We start from the raw sequence: 16,099 nt of genomic DNA, 5'->3' as shown, positions 1-16,099 counted from the left end.
GGTCACGACTGTGATTAAATTTATTCAAATATAATTTAATTTTTTTGAAATCAGACTGAATAACAGATTATCAATATTTTATTAATATACTTATTATTAATTAACTAAATAAAAAAGCCAATGGTTTGACTGGAACCATTGGCTTAGGTGATTATTTAACGAAAATTAAAGGCCTTCGGCCGCCTCACGTAACCGACGTTTAATCCCTGTGTATTCCTGAACAACGAAATACTCAGCTTTTTGTTGGTCTGCAATGGGCTCAACGCGTACCGCACAGTACTTATATTCAGGAGTTTTGGTAATTGGACTGAGGTTTTCTGCTACTAACTCATTACAGGCACCAATCCACCACTGATAAGTCATGTATACCGCTCCTTTATTAGGTCGGTCACTGATATTGGCTCGGGTAATGACTTTACCTTGCCGTGATGCCACCCAAACTAGCTCTTGGTCTTTAATTCCTAACGATTTTGCATCTGCGGTATTGATTTGTACAAAACCTGGTTCATCCGCTAACGCCGCCAAGGCCTTACAGTTACCCGTCATTGAACGGCACGAGTAATGGCCCACTTCGCGCACTGTTGCTAAAACCATCGGGTATTCTGTGCTAACTTGGTCAATCGGTGGGCGCCAATCGCAGGTAAAGAATTGGCCTTTGCCATTTGGCGTGTCGAATTGACCACCTTCGTACAAATATTCCGTGCCGGGGCTGTCTAATGTCTTACACGGCCATTGAATATAGGCTAAGTCCGCCATTTTTTCATAGGTCGCGCCATAATAAATTGGGCACAATTCACGTAACTCATCCCAAATTTCTTTGGTGTTGTTGTAGTGCATTGGGTAACCCATAGCGGTTGACATTAAGCTAATGATTTCCCAGTCTGTTTTTACGTCACCGACAGGCTCAACTGCTTTATAGAAGCGTTGGAAACCACGGTCAGCGGCGGTGTACACACCTTCATGTTCCCCCCAAGACGTGGCAGGGAAAATCACGTCGGCAATGGACGCGGTTTTGGTCATAAAGATATCTTGGACAATCAGCAGCTCGAGCTTATCGAAAGTACGGCGGATAGTAGCAAGGTCAGGCTCCGTTTGTAGCGGGTCTTCCCCCATCACATAGTGAGCTTTTAACACACCTTCATCAATAAAGTGTGGCACTTCGCTCAGGGGAATGCCGTTCTCTGCTGGCATGCTTTCAATGCCCCAGAATTGAGCGAATTTTTCCAGTGCAGCGGTATCCGACACATATTGGTAGCCCGGCAGGGTATTTGGCAGTGCACCCATATCGCAGGCGCCTTGTACGTTGTTTTGACCCCGAACAGGGCCAACGCCAACATGCGGCTTACCTAAATTCCCTGTGAGTAGCGCAAGGCTAGTGAGGGATTGAACAGTTTCAACACCTTGATAGAACTGGGTGACACCCATGCCCCACAAAATCGTCGCGCTTTCTGCTTTGGCATACATGCGGGCTGTTTTGCGAATGTCTTCTGCTTTGATACCCGTGGTTTCTTCCACTGATTCAGGGGTATAGGGCGCGACTAAGGTGCGATATTCTTCGAATTTTTCAGTATGTGCATCAATAAATGCTTTGTCATACAGGTTTTCTTCGATGATCACGTGGGCAAATGCATTCAGTAACGCAATGTTTGACCCGTTTTTCAAAGGTAAGTGAATATCTGCAATGCGCGCAGTTTCAATATAACGCGGATCGCAAACAATAATTTGAGCCCCTTTTTCTTTCGCTTTTAAAATTCGGCGAGCGACAATAGGGTGTGAGTCTGCGGCATTGTAACCGAAGACAAAAATGCATTTGGTATCCTCAATTTCGACAATTGAGTTGCTCATTGCGCCATTACCGACCGAACGCTGCAGACCTGCAACCGAAGGGCCGTGTCAGACACGTGCGCAGCAGTCGATATTATTGCTACCGACGGCTGCACGAACAAATTTTTGCATCACAAAGTTGGCTTCATTACCCGGGCCACGGGATGAACCCGTCGTCATGATGGCTTTAGGGCCATATTTTTCTTTAATTGCCAGTAACCGAGAACTGGCAAATTCAATCGCTTCTTCCCATGAAACCACTTCGAGCTTGCCACCACGCTCACGACGGATCATCGGGTTTTTTAAGCGAGGCGTTAATATTTTCGTATCGTGAATGAAGTCCCAGCCATAATAACCTTTTAGGCAGAGCTCCCCTTCATTGGTGTGACCATTTGCGCCCTCTGCGCCGATGATCTTCCCGTTCTCCACCTTCAGGTATATTTTACAGCCTGAGGCGCAATACGGGCAGACGGTGATGACTTTTTCCATCAACATTGCTCCTGTGTTTTTATGTAGCGGTTATTGCCGCCTTAACACCTAAGCTAATGCAGGGTTTATGCCAATTTTTAAGGTAAATTTATTGATATCTAACTGATTGAATTTATTGTTTTTGATGTGACTAACGCTGTGTTGTGCCGTTTGGCGAACAGCGTGATCGTCAAAAGTGTCGACGGCTATTGACGAGTTAAATGGTTGATAAGCTGCTCTACCGCAGGGGAAGACAATGATTGGATGGCATAACACACGCCGATACGTCGTGACAGTGCATGGACAGGTAAAGGGCGGGAAACGATGTTTGCGTGTTCACTGGCAAGGGATTGGGGCACGATTGCCACGCCTAAGTTGAGTGCTACCAGAGCAAGCGCGAGGGAAAAGGTGCTGGCATGGGCGGAGGGGGAATTTGCTGTCGCGCCGTAAATCGGTAAAAAACGCTGGTGCCAAGTGAGCTCAGGGCACATAACCCAACTCAATCCGTGTAACTCAGCGGATGTCATGGCCTTTTTACTGGCGAGTGGGTGCTCAGGTGACATTACTAAAACAAATGGCTCACTAATGAGTGGAATAAACAGCTCATCTTCACAGCGCATTTCTTCGCAAGCAAGACGGATATCTCCTTTGCAACCTGACTCCAAGGAGATTAATAAATGAAAATCAGGGTCTTGAACTTGTTTTAGGAACGCGCAAATGTGTTGATTAGCGATATCCTCTTCAATGCCAATTTGCAGAGGCTGGCGGTTTTTTTCACGTTTAAAGCTGCTTGCCAGAGTGTCTAACTCAGCCACCATGCGTTGTGCATGCGGGTATAAAATTCGCGCATCTTCAGTGACATCAACGCCTCTTGGTAAGCGCTTAAACAGCTGGGTGCCTAAGCTATCTTCCAGCGTTTTGATCGTCGCTGAGAGCGCAGGTTGTGTGAGGAATAACCGCCGTGCAGCCGTGGTGATATTGCGTTCTTCGAAAACGGCGATAAAGGCGTGAAGTTGGCGATAATCCATAGATTTTTTTGATGTCTGTGAGAAGAATAAACCATTTTAATGTAACTTTCGGATGAAATATAGTCTGCCAATGGTTTTAGATATCAATTAAATTTATATGGGATGCAATATGCAAAACGTAAAATCATTAGTGGTCATTACTGGTGCGAGTTCAGGCATTGGCCTTGCCACGGCAAAAATTTTGTCTAATGAAGGGCATGCACTTTTATTGCTGGCACGGCGCATTGAACCCATGTTGGCATTAAATTTACCTAATACGTTATGTAAGTCTATAGATGTTACGGATAGAACCGCCTTTGTTAATTCCGTTAAAGAAGCAGAGGCACAGTTTGGCCCGGTTGATGGCCTAATAAATAATGCGGGCGTGATGCTTTTAGGTGACATCACAAATCAAGACCCTAACCAATGGGATACTATGGTGGATGTGAATATTAAGGGCGTGTTGAATGGTGTTCATGCGGTTGCTGGTGGCATGGTAGCGCGTAAAAGTGGCACGATTATTAATATCAGTTCAGTCGCAGGGCGAAAAACCTTTCCAAACCACGTGGCGTATGTGGGCACTAAATTTGCTGTTCACGGCATTTCTGAAAATTTACGCGAAGAGCTTGCCCCGCATAATGTTCGTGTGATCACCATTGCACCAGGGGCGGTTGAAACAGAATTACTTAGCCACACGACGGATGAAGGGATTAAATCGGGCTACCAAGAGTGGAAAAAAGAGATGGGCGGTTTAGTTCTGTCTGCGGAGGATGTCGCCAATACCATTCGTTTTGCCTATCAACAGCCGCAATCGGTGTGTATCCGTGAAATTGTTTTAGCGGCAACTCGCCAACAGGCTTAGTTTTCTATCGCTTCATTATTTCGTCATAAAATTGTCATCATGTTGTCACGTATCTGACTTAAGTTCGCAGTAACTCAGCTCGGATGGAGATAACATGATGTTCAGTATCGATGCCTTACTCCACGATATATACCCACATCAAGCCCCACCTGCATGGAAACGCAATGTATTAAAACGCCTTCTTTTCGAAAAAGAATTTAGCCAATTTGCCCAAGATTACCCCCATTTGAAAGGGTTGGATCTTATCGAACAAGTTATTGAGCATTTCAATATTCGCTGTGAATTAATTGATGGTGATTTAGAAAATATCCCCGCAGAAGGCCCTGTTGTTTTGGTGGCAAATCACCCAATAGGCTCGTTAGATGGGCTAGCGTTATTACGCACCGTGGCAACCGTACGCCCTGATGTGAAAATCGTTGCAAACCAGTTTCTTAACTATATTGAACCACTAAAAAGCCTGTTTATTGCCGTCGATAATATCAGCAACCGCACCAATCGCCAGCAAGTGGAAGCCATGCAACAGCACTTGGACAACCGCGGGGCATTGATCGTATTCCCTGCGGGGGAAGTGTCGCGGCTCAGTAGTAAAGGCATTCGCGATAATCACTGGCGCACGGGTTTTTTACGCCTAGCTGCAAAAGCACGCGCCGCGATTGTGCCTATTCATATTCAGGGGCGAAATAGCCATTTATTCTATTTTGCCTCACTGGTTTACAAGCCATTGTCCACGTTGATGTTGGTCAGGGAAATGTTCAAACAGCGGGGCAAAAAACTCAAAATTTGTATTGGGGGGCGGATCCCTTTTAGTCATTGGTATGATGGCCACACCAAAGCCCACGAATTAGCAGAACGTTTTCGCCGCCACGTTTATTTATTAGGAAAGAGTAAAGACGGGTTGTTTACCAGTGAATCGGCAATTGCTTTACCTGAAGACCGGCTTGAACTGAAAAAAGCCTTGACGGCTTGTGAGCGTTTGGGAACATCACCAGATGGTAAAGCCATTTACCTTTATCAACGTCATCAAGAAGTCCGCTCGCCCATATTGCGTGAATTAGGGCGGCTACGTGAGATATCGTTTCGTGCGGTAGGGGAAGGTTCAGGAAAGCGCCGTGATTTAGATAGCTATGATGACGATTATTATCACTTAGTGTTGTGGGATGAAGATGAGCTCGATATCGTTGGCGCTTATCGTTTTATTCCTACAGAAAAGCAAATTAAAACCAAAGGGTTAGCGGGGATCTACAGCGCTAGTTTATTCCACTATGACGAAGGCATGCTTCCCATTCTTGCTCAAGGTATTGAGTTAGGCCGCAGTTTTATTCAACCTAAATATTGGGGAAAACGCGGGCTGGATTATCTGTGGTTAGGCATTGGGGCCTATTTAGCGAAATACCCCCAATACCGTTATTTATTTGGCCCCGTCTCCATTTCGGGCGCGATGCCGATTGCGGCGCGTGATTTATTGATCACGTTTTATCGCTTATATTTTTCCGCTGAACAGTCAATGGTGCAATCCCACAAACCCTATCCAGCTTCTTTACCGCAGGTGTTAGCGCAATTCGCCGGTGATAATTACCAAGAAGACTTGGTGAAACTCAAAAGTTTATTAAATAACATTGGGTGTTCTATTCCCACGCTTTATAAGCAATATACCGAGCTGTGCGAGCCCGGTGGCGTGCAATTTATGGATTTTGGTACAGATCCATCATTCAATGATTGCATCGATGGTTTGGTACTGGTGGATTTAACCAAACTAAAACCCGCACGTTACCAGCGGTATGTTGGGGTGCATCTGTAAATTTTTATTTCTGTACTGTTATTTTGTTGGGCAAATTGTAGTTTTTATTAGTGATTATCATTTAATAAAATGGTAATCACTAATTATATTAATCTTTGCGTAATAACTTAATTTGTTTTCATTATGGAACAAATACTCCACTATCTTATTCCCCTTAAGTTAAATATACTCATTTAATAAGTTAATTTTTTTATTTTTATATTACCCATAAAATGAGTTATGAGGTTGTATATCTTATTGTTATTGAATTTTTTATTTGAAAATATTGTTATTTTATAATGGATAATATGGGTTTAATGCTATTTCAATTTTATTGAAATATTATTATCTTGTCTTGTTTCTATATAAAAATAAATGTAACCATATGTAATATTATATTTCATAATTAATTTAAAATATCAATTCATATGTTAAATTATGTAATTAAAAAATTAAAAATATAACATTAAATATATTGTTAAAAAATAAAATAACCGTTTATTATCAATTGGTTGATTTTGTTTTGCTCACCTTTGTGATCGGTATTTCCGATCAAATATTAAAATGCGATAGGTGGTAACTATCAATATTATATTATCGATCGGCACAAACGTTTTTACTCTAATATCATGTGCCAATATATTATGCGAAATCCTACTTATGTTGAATATTTGAATTTTATAATTAAATAGGGGGTAGGAATGAATGAGCACTCTAGTTTTATAAGACCAAATATTTTTAATAAAAAAATCGGATGTTTTATTAGAAATAAAAGAAAACGCATGGACATAACCGGGAGGGACTTGGGTGTTATGTTAAATGTAAGTCAGCAGCAAGTATCTCGGTATGAGAATGGAATAACAAATATTACCGTTACAATGTTAAATGACATATTGGAAATACTGGATGTATCTTGGGAAGAGTTTTTATCATTTAATGAGTTAAATGATAATGCCTAATATTTAAAATTTGATTACGTAGTTTGACTGTTAATTAAGAAATTATTATGTGTACAAATATGGAGAGTTATTTAATGAAAAAATTATTATTACCATTAATGGTAAGTGGCGTGCTATTCAGTGGATATACTTTTGCTAATACCGGTGAAGTTCAGTTCATTGGCGCAGTGACATCAGAAACCTGTGATATTGATACAGAAGTGGGTGGATTAGTTAAATCAACCATCGATCTAGGTCAAATGACTACAACAGATAAAAACGGTGATTATGTTGAGTTTGATTTAGTCCCTCGTACTGATGAATGCTTGAAAAAAACCAGTGGGCAAGTGGGTTGGCAGAGCGCAGGGTTTACTAACTCAGGCCTTGCAAACATGAAAGGGACTGCGAATGGCGTGTCAATCCAACTGACAGCCACCAACTCGACAACGCCTAACCAGGATGTCACGTATAACAGCCAAACCGTTGATTTTGGTAATGGTACTGATGCTATTGGGAACATGAAATTCAAAGCAAGAATGTTAGCGACGACAGGCCAAACTGTGACTGAAGGTACAGTGATTTCAAGTGCAACATATGCCGTAGCATATAAGTAATTAATATTAATAAATAAAAAGGGTCTTTGACCCTTATTTTAACTTACAAATAGCTATGGATAATATCAATGCGTTTAAAACCGATTAATGCTTTTATGTTATCCCTGTTAGTAAGTCCATTTTACGCAGATGCAAATTTAAATATGGACTTCTTACATGGAGGAGTTCAACCGCAAGCTGCAAGCGTTTTTGATGAAAGTGTTAAGTACCCTGCAGGTCATTATATTGTTGAAGTCATTTTTAATCGCCGTTCTGTTAATCGAAAAGAACTCATTATTTTACCAGAGGATAAAGAGGTCTTATGCTTAAACTCAGAATGGATATCAGAATTATCATTGCCTATCAACCTGACTTTGCTTGCAAATAATTTTGACGCAGCGAGAAATTGCTACAAGATTAGTCAGTACCCAGGTGCCGAGGTTGTATTTGATAATGCAAAGCAGACCTTGTCTTTTAGTGTGCCTCAAATCGCTTTGGATGAAACTAAAAACCAGCAAGAATGGGATTATGGTATTCCAGGCATTAAGGTGAATTATTCAGGATATATATCAAAAACGTCTTCTGCAAAAACCCAAGTTTATGGTGATTTTGATTTATATTCTAATGTTGGCCGATGGGTGGCCTATGTCCGCAGTAGTTATCTTAATGATTCAGGCACTGAAACGTCTGAAGCAACAATATCCACCGCAATTAAGCCAATACAAGGCAGTTTTATTGTAGGTAAGACATTAACGTCTTTATCTATTTTGCCTAATTTTGTTTTTTATGGTCTATCTTTACGCTCAGAAAGGGATATGCGTCCTTGGGAGATGCGAGGCTATGCCCCTATTATTTCTGGTGTTGTTAATTCGAATGCAAAAATTACCATATCGCAAAATGGGTATATTTTAAGCTCACAAGTGGTCCCTGCAGGTGCCTATCAGTTAAAAGATATATCTCCAGTGAGCAATGGTGATATTACGGTAACAGTTGAAGAAAATAACGGAACAAAAACAGTTCGCTATTACCCTGTTGCAACGCTTCCGTCTTTACTGCGTGCTAATGAGATTAATTATAACGTCGCAGTAGGAGAAAGAGAGGTTACGGGAAAGCGAGAAAATCGTTTGTTTTTTCTTGGTGCGTTTGATTATGGACTCACTCACTTTACCTTTCATACCGCAGGTATTTTGCATAACGATTATAAAAGTGCAGGGTTAGGCGCGAGTAAAGACTTAGGGCAATTTGGGGCGATTTCATTTAACTTAAATACAGCTGTTAGCACGTTTCAAAAGCAAACCCCAACCATGTCAGAATCTCGACAGTCTGGGATTAGTTATATGCTTAAATATGCTAACTCATTGTCTAATAATACAAATTTACAGTTATTAGCTTACCGTTATACAGGTAAAGACTATGTTGATTTTAATGAGTTTAACTCAAACGCGTTATATCATCGAAGTAATCGTAAAGAACGTTATGAAACTATCTTATCGCAGAACTTTGATAATAGTTTTGTCAGTGTTTCAGGTTGGGTTCAAACATACCGCAGTCAAATACATAATGAAGTCGGTGCGAATATTACCTACAACACAACTTTGAAAGGTGTGGATTTATCTGTATCGGCAGATTACCAAAAGTTAAATGATTATGACCGTGATAACTATGTTTTATCTGTTGGTGTGAATATTCCATTTAGTTTATTTGATAAAAACCATTATTGGACAAACTCGGTGAATTACGACCGTAGAAATAAATCGAGTTTTAACTCAGGTGTTGCGGGGAATATTAATGAGAAAATCAACTATAGCGTGAATACAAATAAAGATCGTGAAAGTTGGTCTAATTCTGCTTATTTCGGGGTTAATCAAGATATTGTTAATACGGGCTTCGCAATTTCGAAAAATGAGAATAAAACAACAGGTTCAATAAATGCATCCGGAAGTTTACTTGCGACTCAGCAAACGGGATTGTTATTGAGTAATGTTCGTCGCGATACAGTTGCCATTGCGAATATTAGCAATATTAAAAATATTACCTTTAATGATTCACCACCCACGGATAGAAATGGCAACACAGTTATTGGGATATCTCCTTATGTTGAAAATAACTTAAAAATCAATACAGAAGAAGTTCCTAATGACATTGAATTGTTGGATTCCGTACAGGGGTTTGTGCCAACCGATAAGGCAATTATTTATCGTGAGTTTAAATTCTCAACGATTTATAGATATATTTTAAGACTGAAAAAACCAGGCGGTCAATTTGTTTCAGCGGGCAGTTCGGCGAGAACAGAAAGCAATGAATATGTCGGGTTTGTTTCTAATGGTGGAGTGTTGCTTTTAAATTTACTCAACAAACCAAAAAAGATTTTTATTTCTTCCTCAGATAATGAGGTATGTACATTAAATTTGGAAAACATAGAATCAAATGAAAATAAAATTATGGAAGTCGAATGTAATTAATAAAATGGTATCACATTTTATTATACTGATATCGTTATTTGCCAGCGTAAATGCTTATTCTGCATTTACGTTGAATGGGACTCGATTTATCTATGATGAAGGGCGTAAAAATATTGCTATTGAAGTAAAGAATAATAGCGATAAAACTTATGGTGGTCAGGTTTGGGTTGATAATTTAAGTGGCACTGATGTTTTTTTTATACCTGCACCTAATTTATTTAAAATTGAGGGTGAAGAAAAGCAGTTAATTCGCTTACTTTATGTGAATGATATTTTGCCCAAAGATAAAGAATCTTTGTTTTGGTTAAATGTTCAGGAAATACCCCCTATTGCTTCTGCTGATGAAGGTAATGTCCTTGCTGTTGCTTTGAATACACAAGTGAAATTGATTTATCGCCCCAAAGCACTCGCTGATGCCCGTGAAGATGCAGAGAAAAACCTCACGTATTCAGGATCTGTGTTGAAAAACCCAACACCTTATTATTTTGCACTGACTCAAGTATCCGTGAATGGTCGCCCATTGGCTTTATCAAAAGAAATTGAGCAATCAATGAGTTTATTCCCCCCTTTCAGTGAAGTGAATTTACAGAAATCGTTATCTGGGAAAGTCACGGTTGAGGCAATTGATGATTACGGTGCTCGGCGTGTTATTGAGCTTCGTTAAGGACGTTAGCATGAATAAAAAACCTTATTATTTCATCGCATTAATGATTTTTCTTTTTTCCCTTGATGCCTCTGCTGCACGGTGTAGAAGCTTATCGTTGAAATATAACTTTCCAGCGCAAATTGATGTTACGAATAAAAAAGTCGGTGACCAACTCTATTCGTTTGGGAACCCTGGAGCGCCAATTACTTTTGCAGGGCAATGTTTACGGGCATCAAGTGGAGCAGGAAATACAACCGGAAACTTTATTTATATCGTTGATAAATTTGGTGCGTCTCCTAATGACTGTTCTTACGGAACTGTAGATAAAAACTCGACGGATGGTTATTTAAGGTTTCGTTCAACAGGAAGTTGCGGGAATACGGTTTGGTTATTACTGGCTGATTATAAAACAAGCGGAACAGGCTATACCAATTTATCGGGGCCTGGTGGCAGTACAGATTCTGGTGTTGTCTATTTACAAAAGAAGCCACCTCCAGGAAAAACAACCGTTAACCCAACCTATATGTTAACCCGAAATTTTTATTCGCGAATTGGTGAAAATAGCCGGACATTACAAAAAGAAACTGTGGCTTTTAGTGCACCAACATCGATGACACTGATAAACAATGCCTCCTGTGCAGTTTCTGTCAATGATGTTGCTTTTGGAGAGCAAACAGCGAGTTCAGTAAGAGCGAATTCGATTGCCGCTAAAACAATCAATATTGCATTTACCTGTAATGCAGTGCTCCCTGCATACACTTTAAGTTTTTCAGGTAGAGACGGCGTAAACAACGCAACGACTGGGATTATTAATGTGAAAGATAATAGCTCGGTTGGTTATCAATTTACGTGGGGAAATAACACTGTGAAGCCTATTAATAGTGCGGTGGTGATCAATGGCACGGCAATTGCCCCTAATTCAAAACCCACAACCAATAACTTTACGATCCCTGTGACGGTAAAGCCTGTTGCTTTATCAACGCAGCCCATTCCCGGGCTAGCGAATACCGCATTAACGATTAATGTGAAATTAAATTAAAAGGAGTGAATCATGATAAAGGAAACGTTATTTATTTCTCTTGGCTTTCTATTTTCTGTTTCTGCTAACGCGACCAGTTTTGCCTCTAATGTGACTGGTGGAACCGTTACATCAAATTTAAGCATGACCGTAAAAGCGTCTTGCAGTGCAAGCGTTGCGGATGTGGCTTTTGGTGACCAAGCTGCGGGGGATATCAAAAAGGGAACTGTGGCAGATAAAGTGATGACCTTAACAGTGACCTGCGATACAACGCTCGCAAATTATACGTTAGCGTTTACGGCAGCGGATGGCGTGAAAGATGTGGCTAATGGAATAATGAATACAAAAGGGAATGCAACGGTTGGATATCAATTAAAATGGGGAAGTTCTACGGTTAAGCCAGTCGATACCGCTTTAGCGATTAATGGCACTGTGATTACGCCAACCACTAAGCCCACAGCGGCAAGTTTCAGTGTGCCAATTAAAGTAAAGCCTATCGCATTGGGCGATGTTGTTTCTCCCGGGGCAGCAAATACGGCTTTGAATATTAAGCTGACATTTAATTAGTTAAGGGTAACTATGCTCAAGTCTATTTTGCTTGCTGGTTTCTTCATACTCAGTGCGCCACCAAGTTATGGTGAAGTGCCAAAGCAAACATCGATTGTTGGTGAAGCAATTCAATCGCAGTTTAGTATGAATGTGAGAATAGCGACTTGTTTACCTGCAACTGTTGATGATGTGAGTTTTGGATCTCTCGATGCTGCAACGATTTTATCGGGTGAAATTGAAGGGCATTCGATACTTTCATTAGATTGCTCAGGAACGATTAAGCCACAGCGGATATCAATACGGTTTGAGCCAGCAAACCCGCATTTAACAATGGCTTCCTCGGGGTATATTGGCTCAAAAAATACGACACTGGGTTACCTTGTTTCATGGGAAGATGACCAAGTCGGTACTGTTGGCTCGGGGGTTCCTATGGGACAAGAACTCTTTTTTAAAAAAATAGGCGCGTCTTTGATGAAGGTAAAAATCAAGGTAAAGCCTGTTGTATTACCGCTTGGTGGGCAGTCTGTTAATTTAGGCAGTGGGAATACACATATTACAATTAAGATTAAATATATTTAATGTGGATAATAATATGAATAAAAAGATATCAGCTTCTTTAATTGCCACTATTCTGATTGGTTATTCACATTACGTTTTTTCTGATGAAGTGTTACCGGACACAATACTAAAAATTTCACTCGATATCGTGAATATTACCTGCGACATTAATGATGGAAAGGGGTTTAACAAAGTTGTTGATTTTAAAATCATTAATGAAGGGGATTTATTGGCAGGAAAGCAACCTGCGGTAAAGACACAATTTATTGTTGATTGCCAAAAAAGTGGTTTTAAACCTAGTCATATCGATATTAAGTTCCGGCCTGGTAGCCAAGGTGCCCTTAATAATGGGATAGGCGGCGAACTAAAAACAAATTTATCAGGTGTTGGTATTTATTTATCGTGGTTAGATGCAACACCCATTGATTTATCTGGGGCAAATACGCGATTCAGTGCAAATAATAACAATCAGTTTGATATTAGCTTTTATGCAAAGCCTTATGCTCAGGCTCAGAGTATTGAAAAAGGTGTGATGAAAAGCAGTGTGATCATCGATATGCTTTATAAATAAGATTAAGTTGAATGAAGTTTAGCTAAAAGATTTCATTCAACTTAATCAATAGAGTTGGGGAATTAAGGAACTGGTACTGCTTCACCCTTGTAATTATCTAAAATAAATTTCTTCGTTTCATCGCTTTTCAGTGCAGCCATAAGTTTTGTAATTCGCGGGTCATTTTGGTTATCTTCGCGTGTCACCACTACGTTGGCAAATTTGCTGTTAGCCGCAGGTTCACTGTAAATGACGTCTTTCGTTAAATCTAAACCTGCATTAATCGCAAAATGGCTATCAATTGAGGCAACATCAGCTTCGCCATTTTTATAAATTTGTGGCATTAATGGCGCATCATAGGTAAATAAAAACTGTAAATTGCGTGGATTTTCAACAATATCGTCAATGGTTGCATCATCAGGGTCAATATCACTGCGTAATTTAATTAAACCTTCATCTTGGTACAGTTTTAGAATATGACCATGTTGGGAAATATTGTTGCTGCTCAGCACTTTTGCCCCATTGGGTAAATCTTGCAGGCTTTTGTGTTTTTGCGAGAAAAAGCGGTACGGGTGCATATGCACTGCACCAACAGACACGAGTTTCCAATCAGGGTGGTCCGCCAATGTTTTATTTAAATACGGCACATGCTGGAAAAAGTTTGCATCCAGTTCTTTGTCTGCCAGTGCTTGGTTCGGAATAATGTAATCATTAAACACACGGATATCTAAATTAATCCCGTCTTTTTCGAGCTGTGGTTTGACGAATTCTAATATTTCCGCATGGGGTGTTGAAGATGCCCCAATCGTTAGTTTATTACTTTTTTCTTGTTGGTCTGGTTGGCAAGCAGTGAGCGCTAAACTGGTAATTAATAATGCCCCGAAACGCGTTAATAATGATAATTTCATACTGTTATTCCTAATTAGCTGAGTGTAGATAAAATTAATAATTTGTTGGTCTAGGTTGATGTTATTAACGTTTATCAATCCACCGAACTAGGGTGTCTCCTATAACTTGAATACATAAAACAATGGCTAAAATCACTAATGTAGCGACCCAAACGACATCCATATGGCTGCGTTGGAAGCCTTCTAAATAGGCCAGATTTCCTAACCCACCTGCGCCAATCGCACCAGCCACAGCGGTACCACCCACTAATGAAATCAATGTGACCGTTAAACCTGAAATCAAAGCAGGGGAAGATTCGGGTATCAACACATTAAAAATCAAAGTGTGCAGTTTTGCCCCCATGGATTGGCTGGCTTCTATAACCCCTTTATCTACCTCACGTAAGGCAATTTCCACTAACCTTGCATAGAAAGCGCTTGCTGAAATTACCAAGGCGGGAAGCGCAGCATTAACCCCTAAAATAGTGCCGACGATCCATTTGGTCACAGGGAATAATAAAATGATTAAAATAATAAACGGCACAGCACGGAAGATATTCACAATAAAAGAAAGCGTACGGTAAACAGCGATATTTTCTTTTTTACCCTCTTGCGCGGTTAAAAATAAAAAGGTGCCAATTAAAATTCCAAAGATGCCAGATAACGCACCAGAGACTAATGTCATATATAATGTATTGAGGGTTTCAATGCCCAAAACATGTAATTTTAAATAGGGTAAATAGCCACTAACCCAGCGCTGTATTTCATCCATGACTAAATCACCTCAACAACGATATTTCTTTTATTTTTAAGATACGCAACGGCATCCGTTAACTTTTCAGTTTCAGGCAAAAATTGCAGATATAAAAAGCCAGCACCTTGGTTAAATACGCCTTTTATCAATTTAATCGGCTCATTAAATTGTGAAATTAAGTCATACAGTAAATAGTGACTTTGCTTTTCTTCATCTAAAACGACGCGAATAATCGGGCCATCAGCCAATATTGCCTTTAAGTCTTCTTGGTTATCTGCGGCAATCTCACTTTGTGATAAAAACTGCCGTGTAATTGCATGTTGTGGGTTATGAAATACTTGGCTAACCAATCCTTCCTCAACAATACGGCCTTTATCAATGACCGCCACTTTATTGCAGATGCTCTTGACGACCTGCATTTCATGAGTAATTAACACGATGGTGATGTTCAGCTGGCGGTTAATACGCGCTAATAATTGCAAAATAGTTTGCGTCGTTTTTGGGTCTAATGCAGACGTTGCTTCATCACACAATAAAACATCCGGGTTGTTGGCAAGGGCGCGTGCGATACCCACCCGTTGCTTTTGCCCACCACTAAGCATGGATGGGTATTCATCAGCTTTATCGGTTAGCTCAACCAATGCCATTAACTCATCAACACGTGCTTTACGTTTCTTTTTATCGAACCCTGAAATCTGTAATGGAAACTCAATGTTTTCCCGCACTGTCCGTGACCACAGCAAATTAAAATGCTGAAAAATCATGCCAATAGATTGGCGTATTTTTAAAACTGCTTTCTCGTCACTGTGAGTAATATTATGTTGCCCAACAATCACTTCACCACTGGTAGTGTCTTCTAACCGATTTAGCAAACGGATGAGGCTACTTTTGCCCGCACCGCTATAACCGATGATGCCAAAAATATCCCCAGCGGCAATATTGAGGTTGATGTTATCAACCGCCACGGTCTGCTTTTTATTGCGGCTGTAGATCTTGCTGACATTTTTAAGTGTTATCACGCTGATCCCCTTGGATGAATTGGTTATATCATAGATCCAAAGATGGATATCTAGACGTCTATACTGCCAAAGTAATTGGAAATGTGATGAATGTCAAATAAAAGATAGGGATGAGTTAGATGAAAACAGTCTAATTAATAAAAAATATTAATAATCATGTGGTTATTTTTTTAGAGAGGCTTGGGAT

At 40.1% G+C, this 16,099-nt stretch carries 15 protein-coding genes; 10 read left to right on the top strand and 5 right to left on the bottom strand.

Going from position 1 to position 16,099, the window contains the following annotated elements:
- Positions 1-165: 165 nt before the first annotated feature.
- Together fdhF and J6836_RS14985 are read right to left on the bottom strand one after the other, a co-directional pair.
- Entirely contained in the window at positions 166-2,313 is a 2,148-nt protein-coding gene (fdhF, locus tag J6836_RS14990) for a formate dehydrogenase subunit alpha (RefSeq protein ID WP_219244789.1), read from the bottom strand.
- 185 nt (positions 2,314-2,498) lie between these two features.
- Entirely contained in the window at positions 2,499-3,320 is an 822-nt protein-coding gene (locus tag J6836_RS14985) for a LysR family transcriptional regulator (RefSeq protein WP_219244788.1), read from the bottom strand.
- A gap of 109 nt (positions 3,321-3,429) precedes the next feature.
- Between J6836_RS14985 and J6836_RS14980 the strand changes: the two genes are divergently transcribed.
- The 10 genes from J6836_RS14980 (at position 3,430) to J6836_RS14935 (ending at position 13,273) form a co-directional block, all read left to right on the top strand.
- Positions 3,430-4,161 (top strand): SDR family oxidoreductase, encoded by a 732-nt coding sequence (locus J6836_RS14980; protein WP_219244787.1) that lies wholly within the window; start codon positions 3,430-3,432, stop codon positions 4,159-4,161.
- Between the two features lie 97 nt (positions 4,162-4,258).
- Positions 4,259-5,959, top strand: a complete 1,701-nt coding sequence (locus J6836_RS14975) for a lysophospholipid acyltransferase family protein (RefSeq protein WP_219249523.1) — start codon at positions 4,259-4,261, stop codon at positions 5,957-5,959.
- 680 nt (positions 5,960-6,639) lie between these two features.
- Complete coding sequence (locus tag J6836_RS14970) at positions 6,640-6,897, top strand: helix-turn-helix domain-containing protein (RefSeq protein WP_219244786.1); 258 nt, start codon at positions 6,640-6,642, stop codon at positions 6,895-6,897.
- A 74-nt stretch (positions 6,898-6,971) separates the two neighbouring features.
- Complete coding sequence (locus J6836_RS14965) at positions 6,972-7,490, top strand: fimbrial protein (RefSeq protein ID WP_219244785.1); 519 nt, start codon at positions 6,972-6,974, stop codon at positions 7,488-7,490.
- Positions 7,491-7,558: 68 nt separating this feature from the next.
- Positions 7,559-9,931 (top strand): PefC/AfrB family outer membrane usher protein, encoded by a 2,373-nt coding sequence (pefC, locus tag J6836_RS14960; RefSeq protein ID WP_219244784.1) that lies wholly within the window; start codon positions 7,559-7,561, stop codon positions 9,929-9,931.
- Positions 9,932-9,935: 4 nt separating this feature from the next.
- Positions 9,936-10,595, top strand: a complete 660-nt coding sequence (locus J6836_RS14955; protein ID WP_425299633.1) for a fimbrial chaperone — start codon at positions 9,936-9,938, stop codon at positions 10,593-10,595.
- A gap of 10 nt (positions 10,596-10,605) precedes the next feature.
- The gene (locus J6836_RS14950; RefSeq protein ID WP_219244783.1) at positions 10,606-11,616 is read left to right on the top strand and encodes a fimbrial protein; all 1,011 of its coding nucleotides are present in this window, start codon (positions 10,606-10,608) and stop codon (positions 11,614-11,616) included.
- A gap of 12 nt (positions 11,617-11,628) precedes the next feature.
- The gene (locus tag J6836_RS14945) at positions 11,629-12,162 is read left to right on the top strand and encodes a spore coat protein U domain-containing protein (RefSeq protein WP_219244782.1); all 534 of its coding nucleotides are present in this window, start codon (positions 11,629-11,631) and stop codon (positions 12,160-12,162) included.
- 12 nt (positions 12,163-12,174) lie between these two features.
- Positions 12,175-12,723, top strand: a complete 549-nt coding sequence (locus J6836_RS14940) for a fimbrial protein (RefSeq protein WP_255586239.1) — start codon at positions 12,175-12,177, stop codon at positions 12,721-12,723.
- A 13-nt stretch (positions 12,724-12,736) separates the two neighbouring features.
- The gene (locus J6836_RS14935; protein ID WP_219244781.1) at positions 12,737-13,273 is read left to right on the top strand and encodes a fimbrial protein; all 537 of its coding nucleotides are present in this window, start codon (positions 12,737-12,739) and stop codon (positions 13,271-13,273) included.
- Positions 13,274-13,335: 62 nt separating this feature from the next.
- Here J6836_RS14935 and J6836_RS14930 read toward each other — a convergent pair whose 3' ends face one another.
- The 3 genes from J6836_RS14930 to J6836_RS14920 form a co-directional block, all read right to left on the bottom strand.
- On the bottom strand, positions 13,336-14,160 hold the full coding sequence (locus tag J6836_RS14930; protein WP_206083340.1) for a MetQ/NlpA family ABC transporter substrate-binding protein: 825 nt from the start codon (positions 14,158-14,160) through the stop codon (positions 13,336-13,338).
- A gap of 64 nt (positions 14,161-14,224) precedes the next feature.
- Complete coding sequence (locus tag J6836_RS14925) at positions 14,225-14,911, bottom strand: methionine ABC transporter permease (protein ID WP_219244780.1); 687 nt, start codon at positions 14,909-14,911, stop codon at positions 14,225-14,227.
- Positions 14,912-14,913: 2 nt separating this feature from the next.
- Positions 14,914-15,912, bottom strand: a complete 999-nt coding sequence (locus J6836_RS14920) for a methionine ABC transporter ATP-binding protein (RefSeq protein ID WP_219244779.1) — start codon at positions 15,910-15,912, stop codon at positions 14,914-14,916.
- Positions 15,913-16,099 lie beyond the last annotated feature (187 nt).

The sequence above is a fragment of the Providencia sp. R33 genome, from assembly GCF_019343475.1.
In the GTDB taxonomy this organism is placed as follows: domain Bacteria; phylum Pseudomonadota; class Gammaproteobacteria; order Enterobacterales; family Enterobacteriaceae; genus Providencia.
This window is presented reverse-complemented; position numbering and strand designations above follow the sequence as displayed.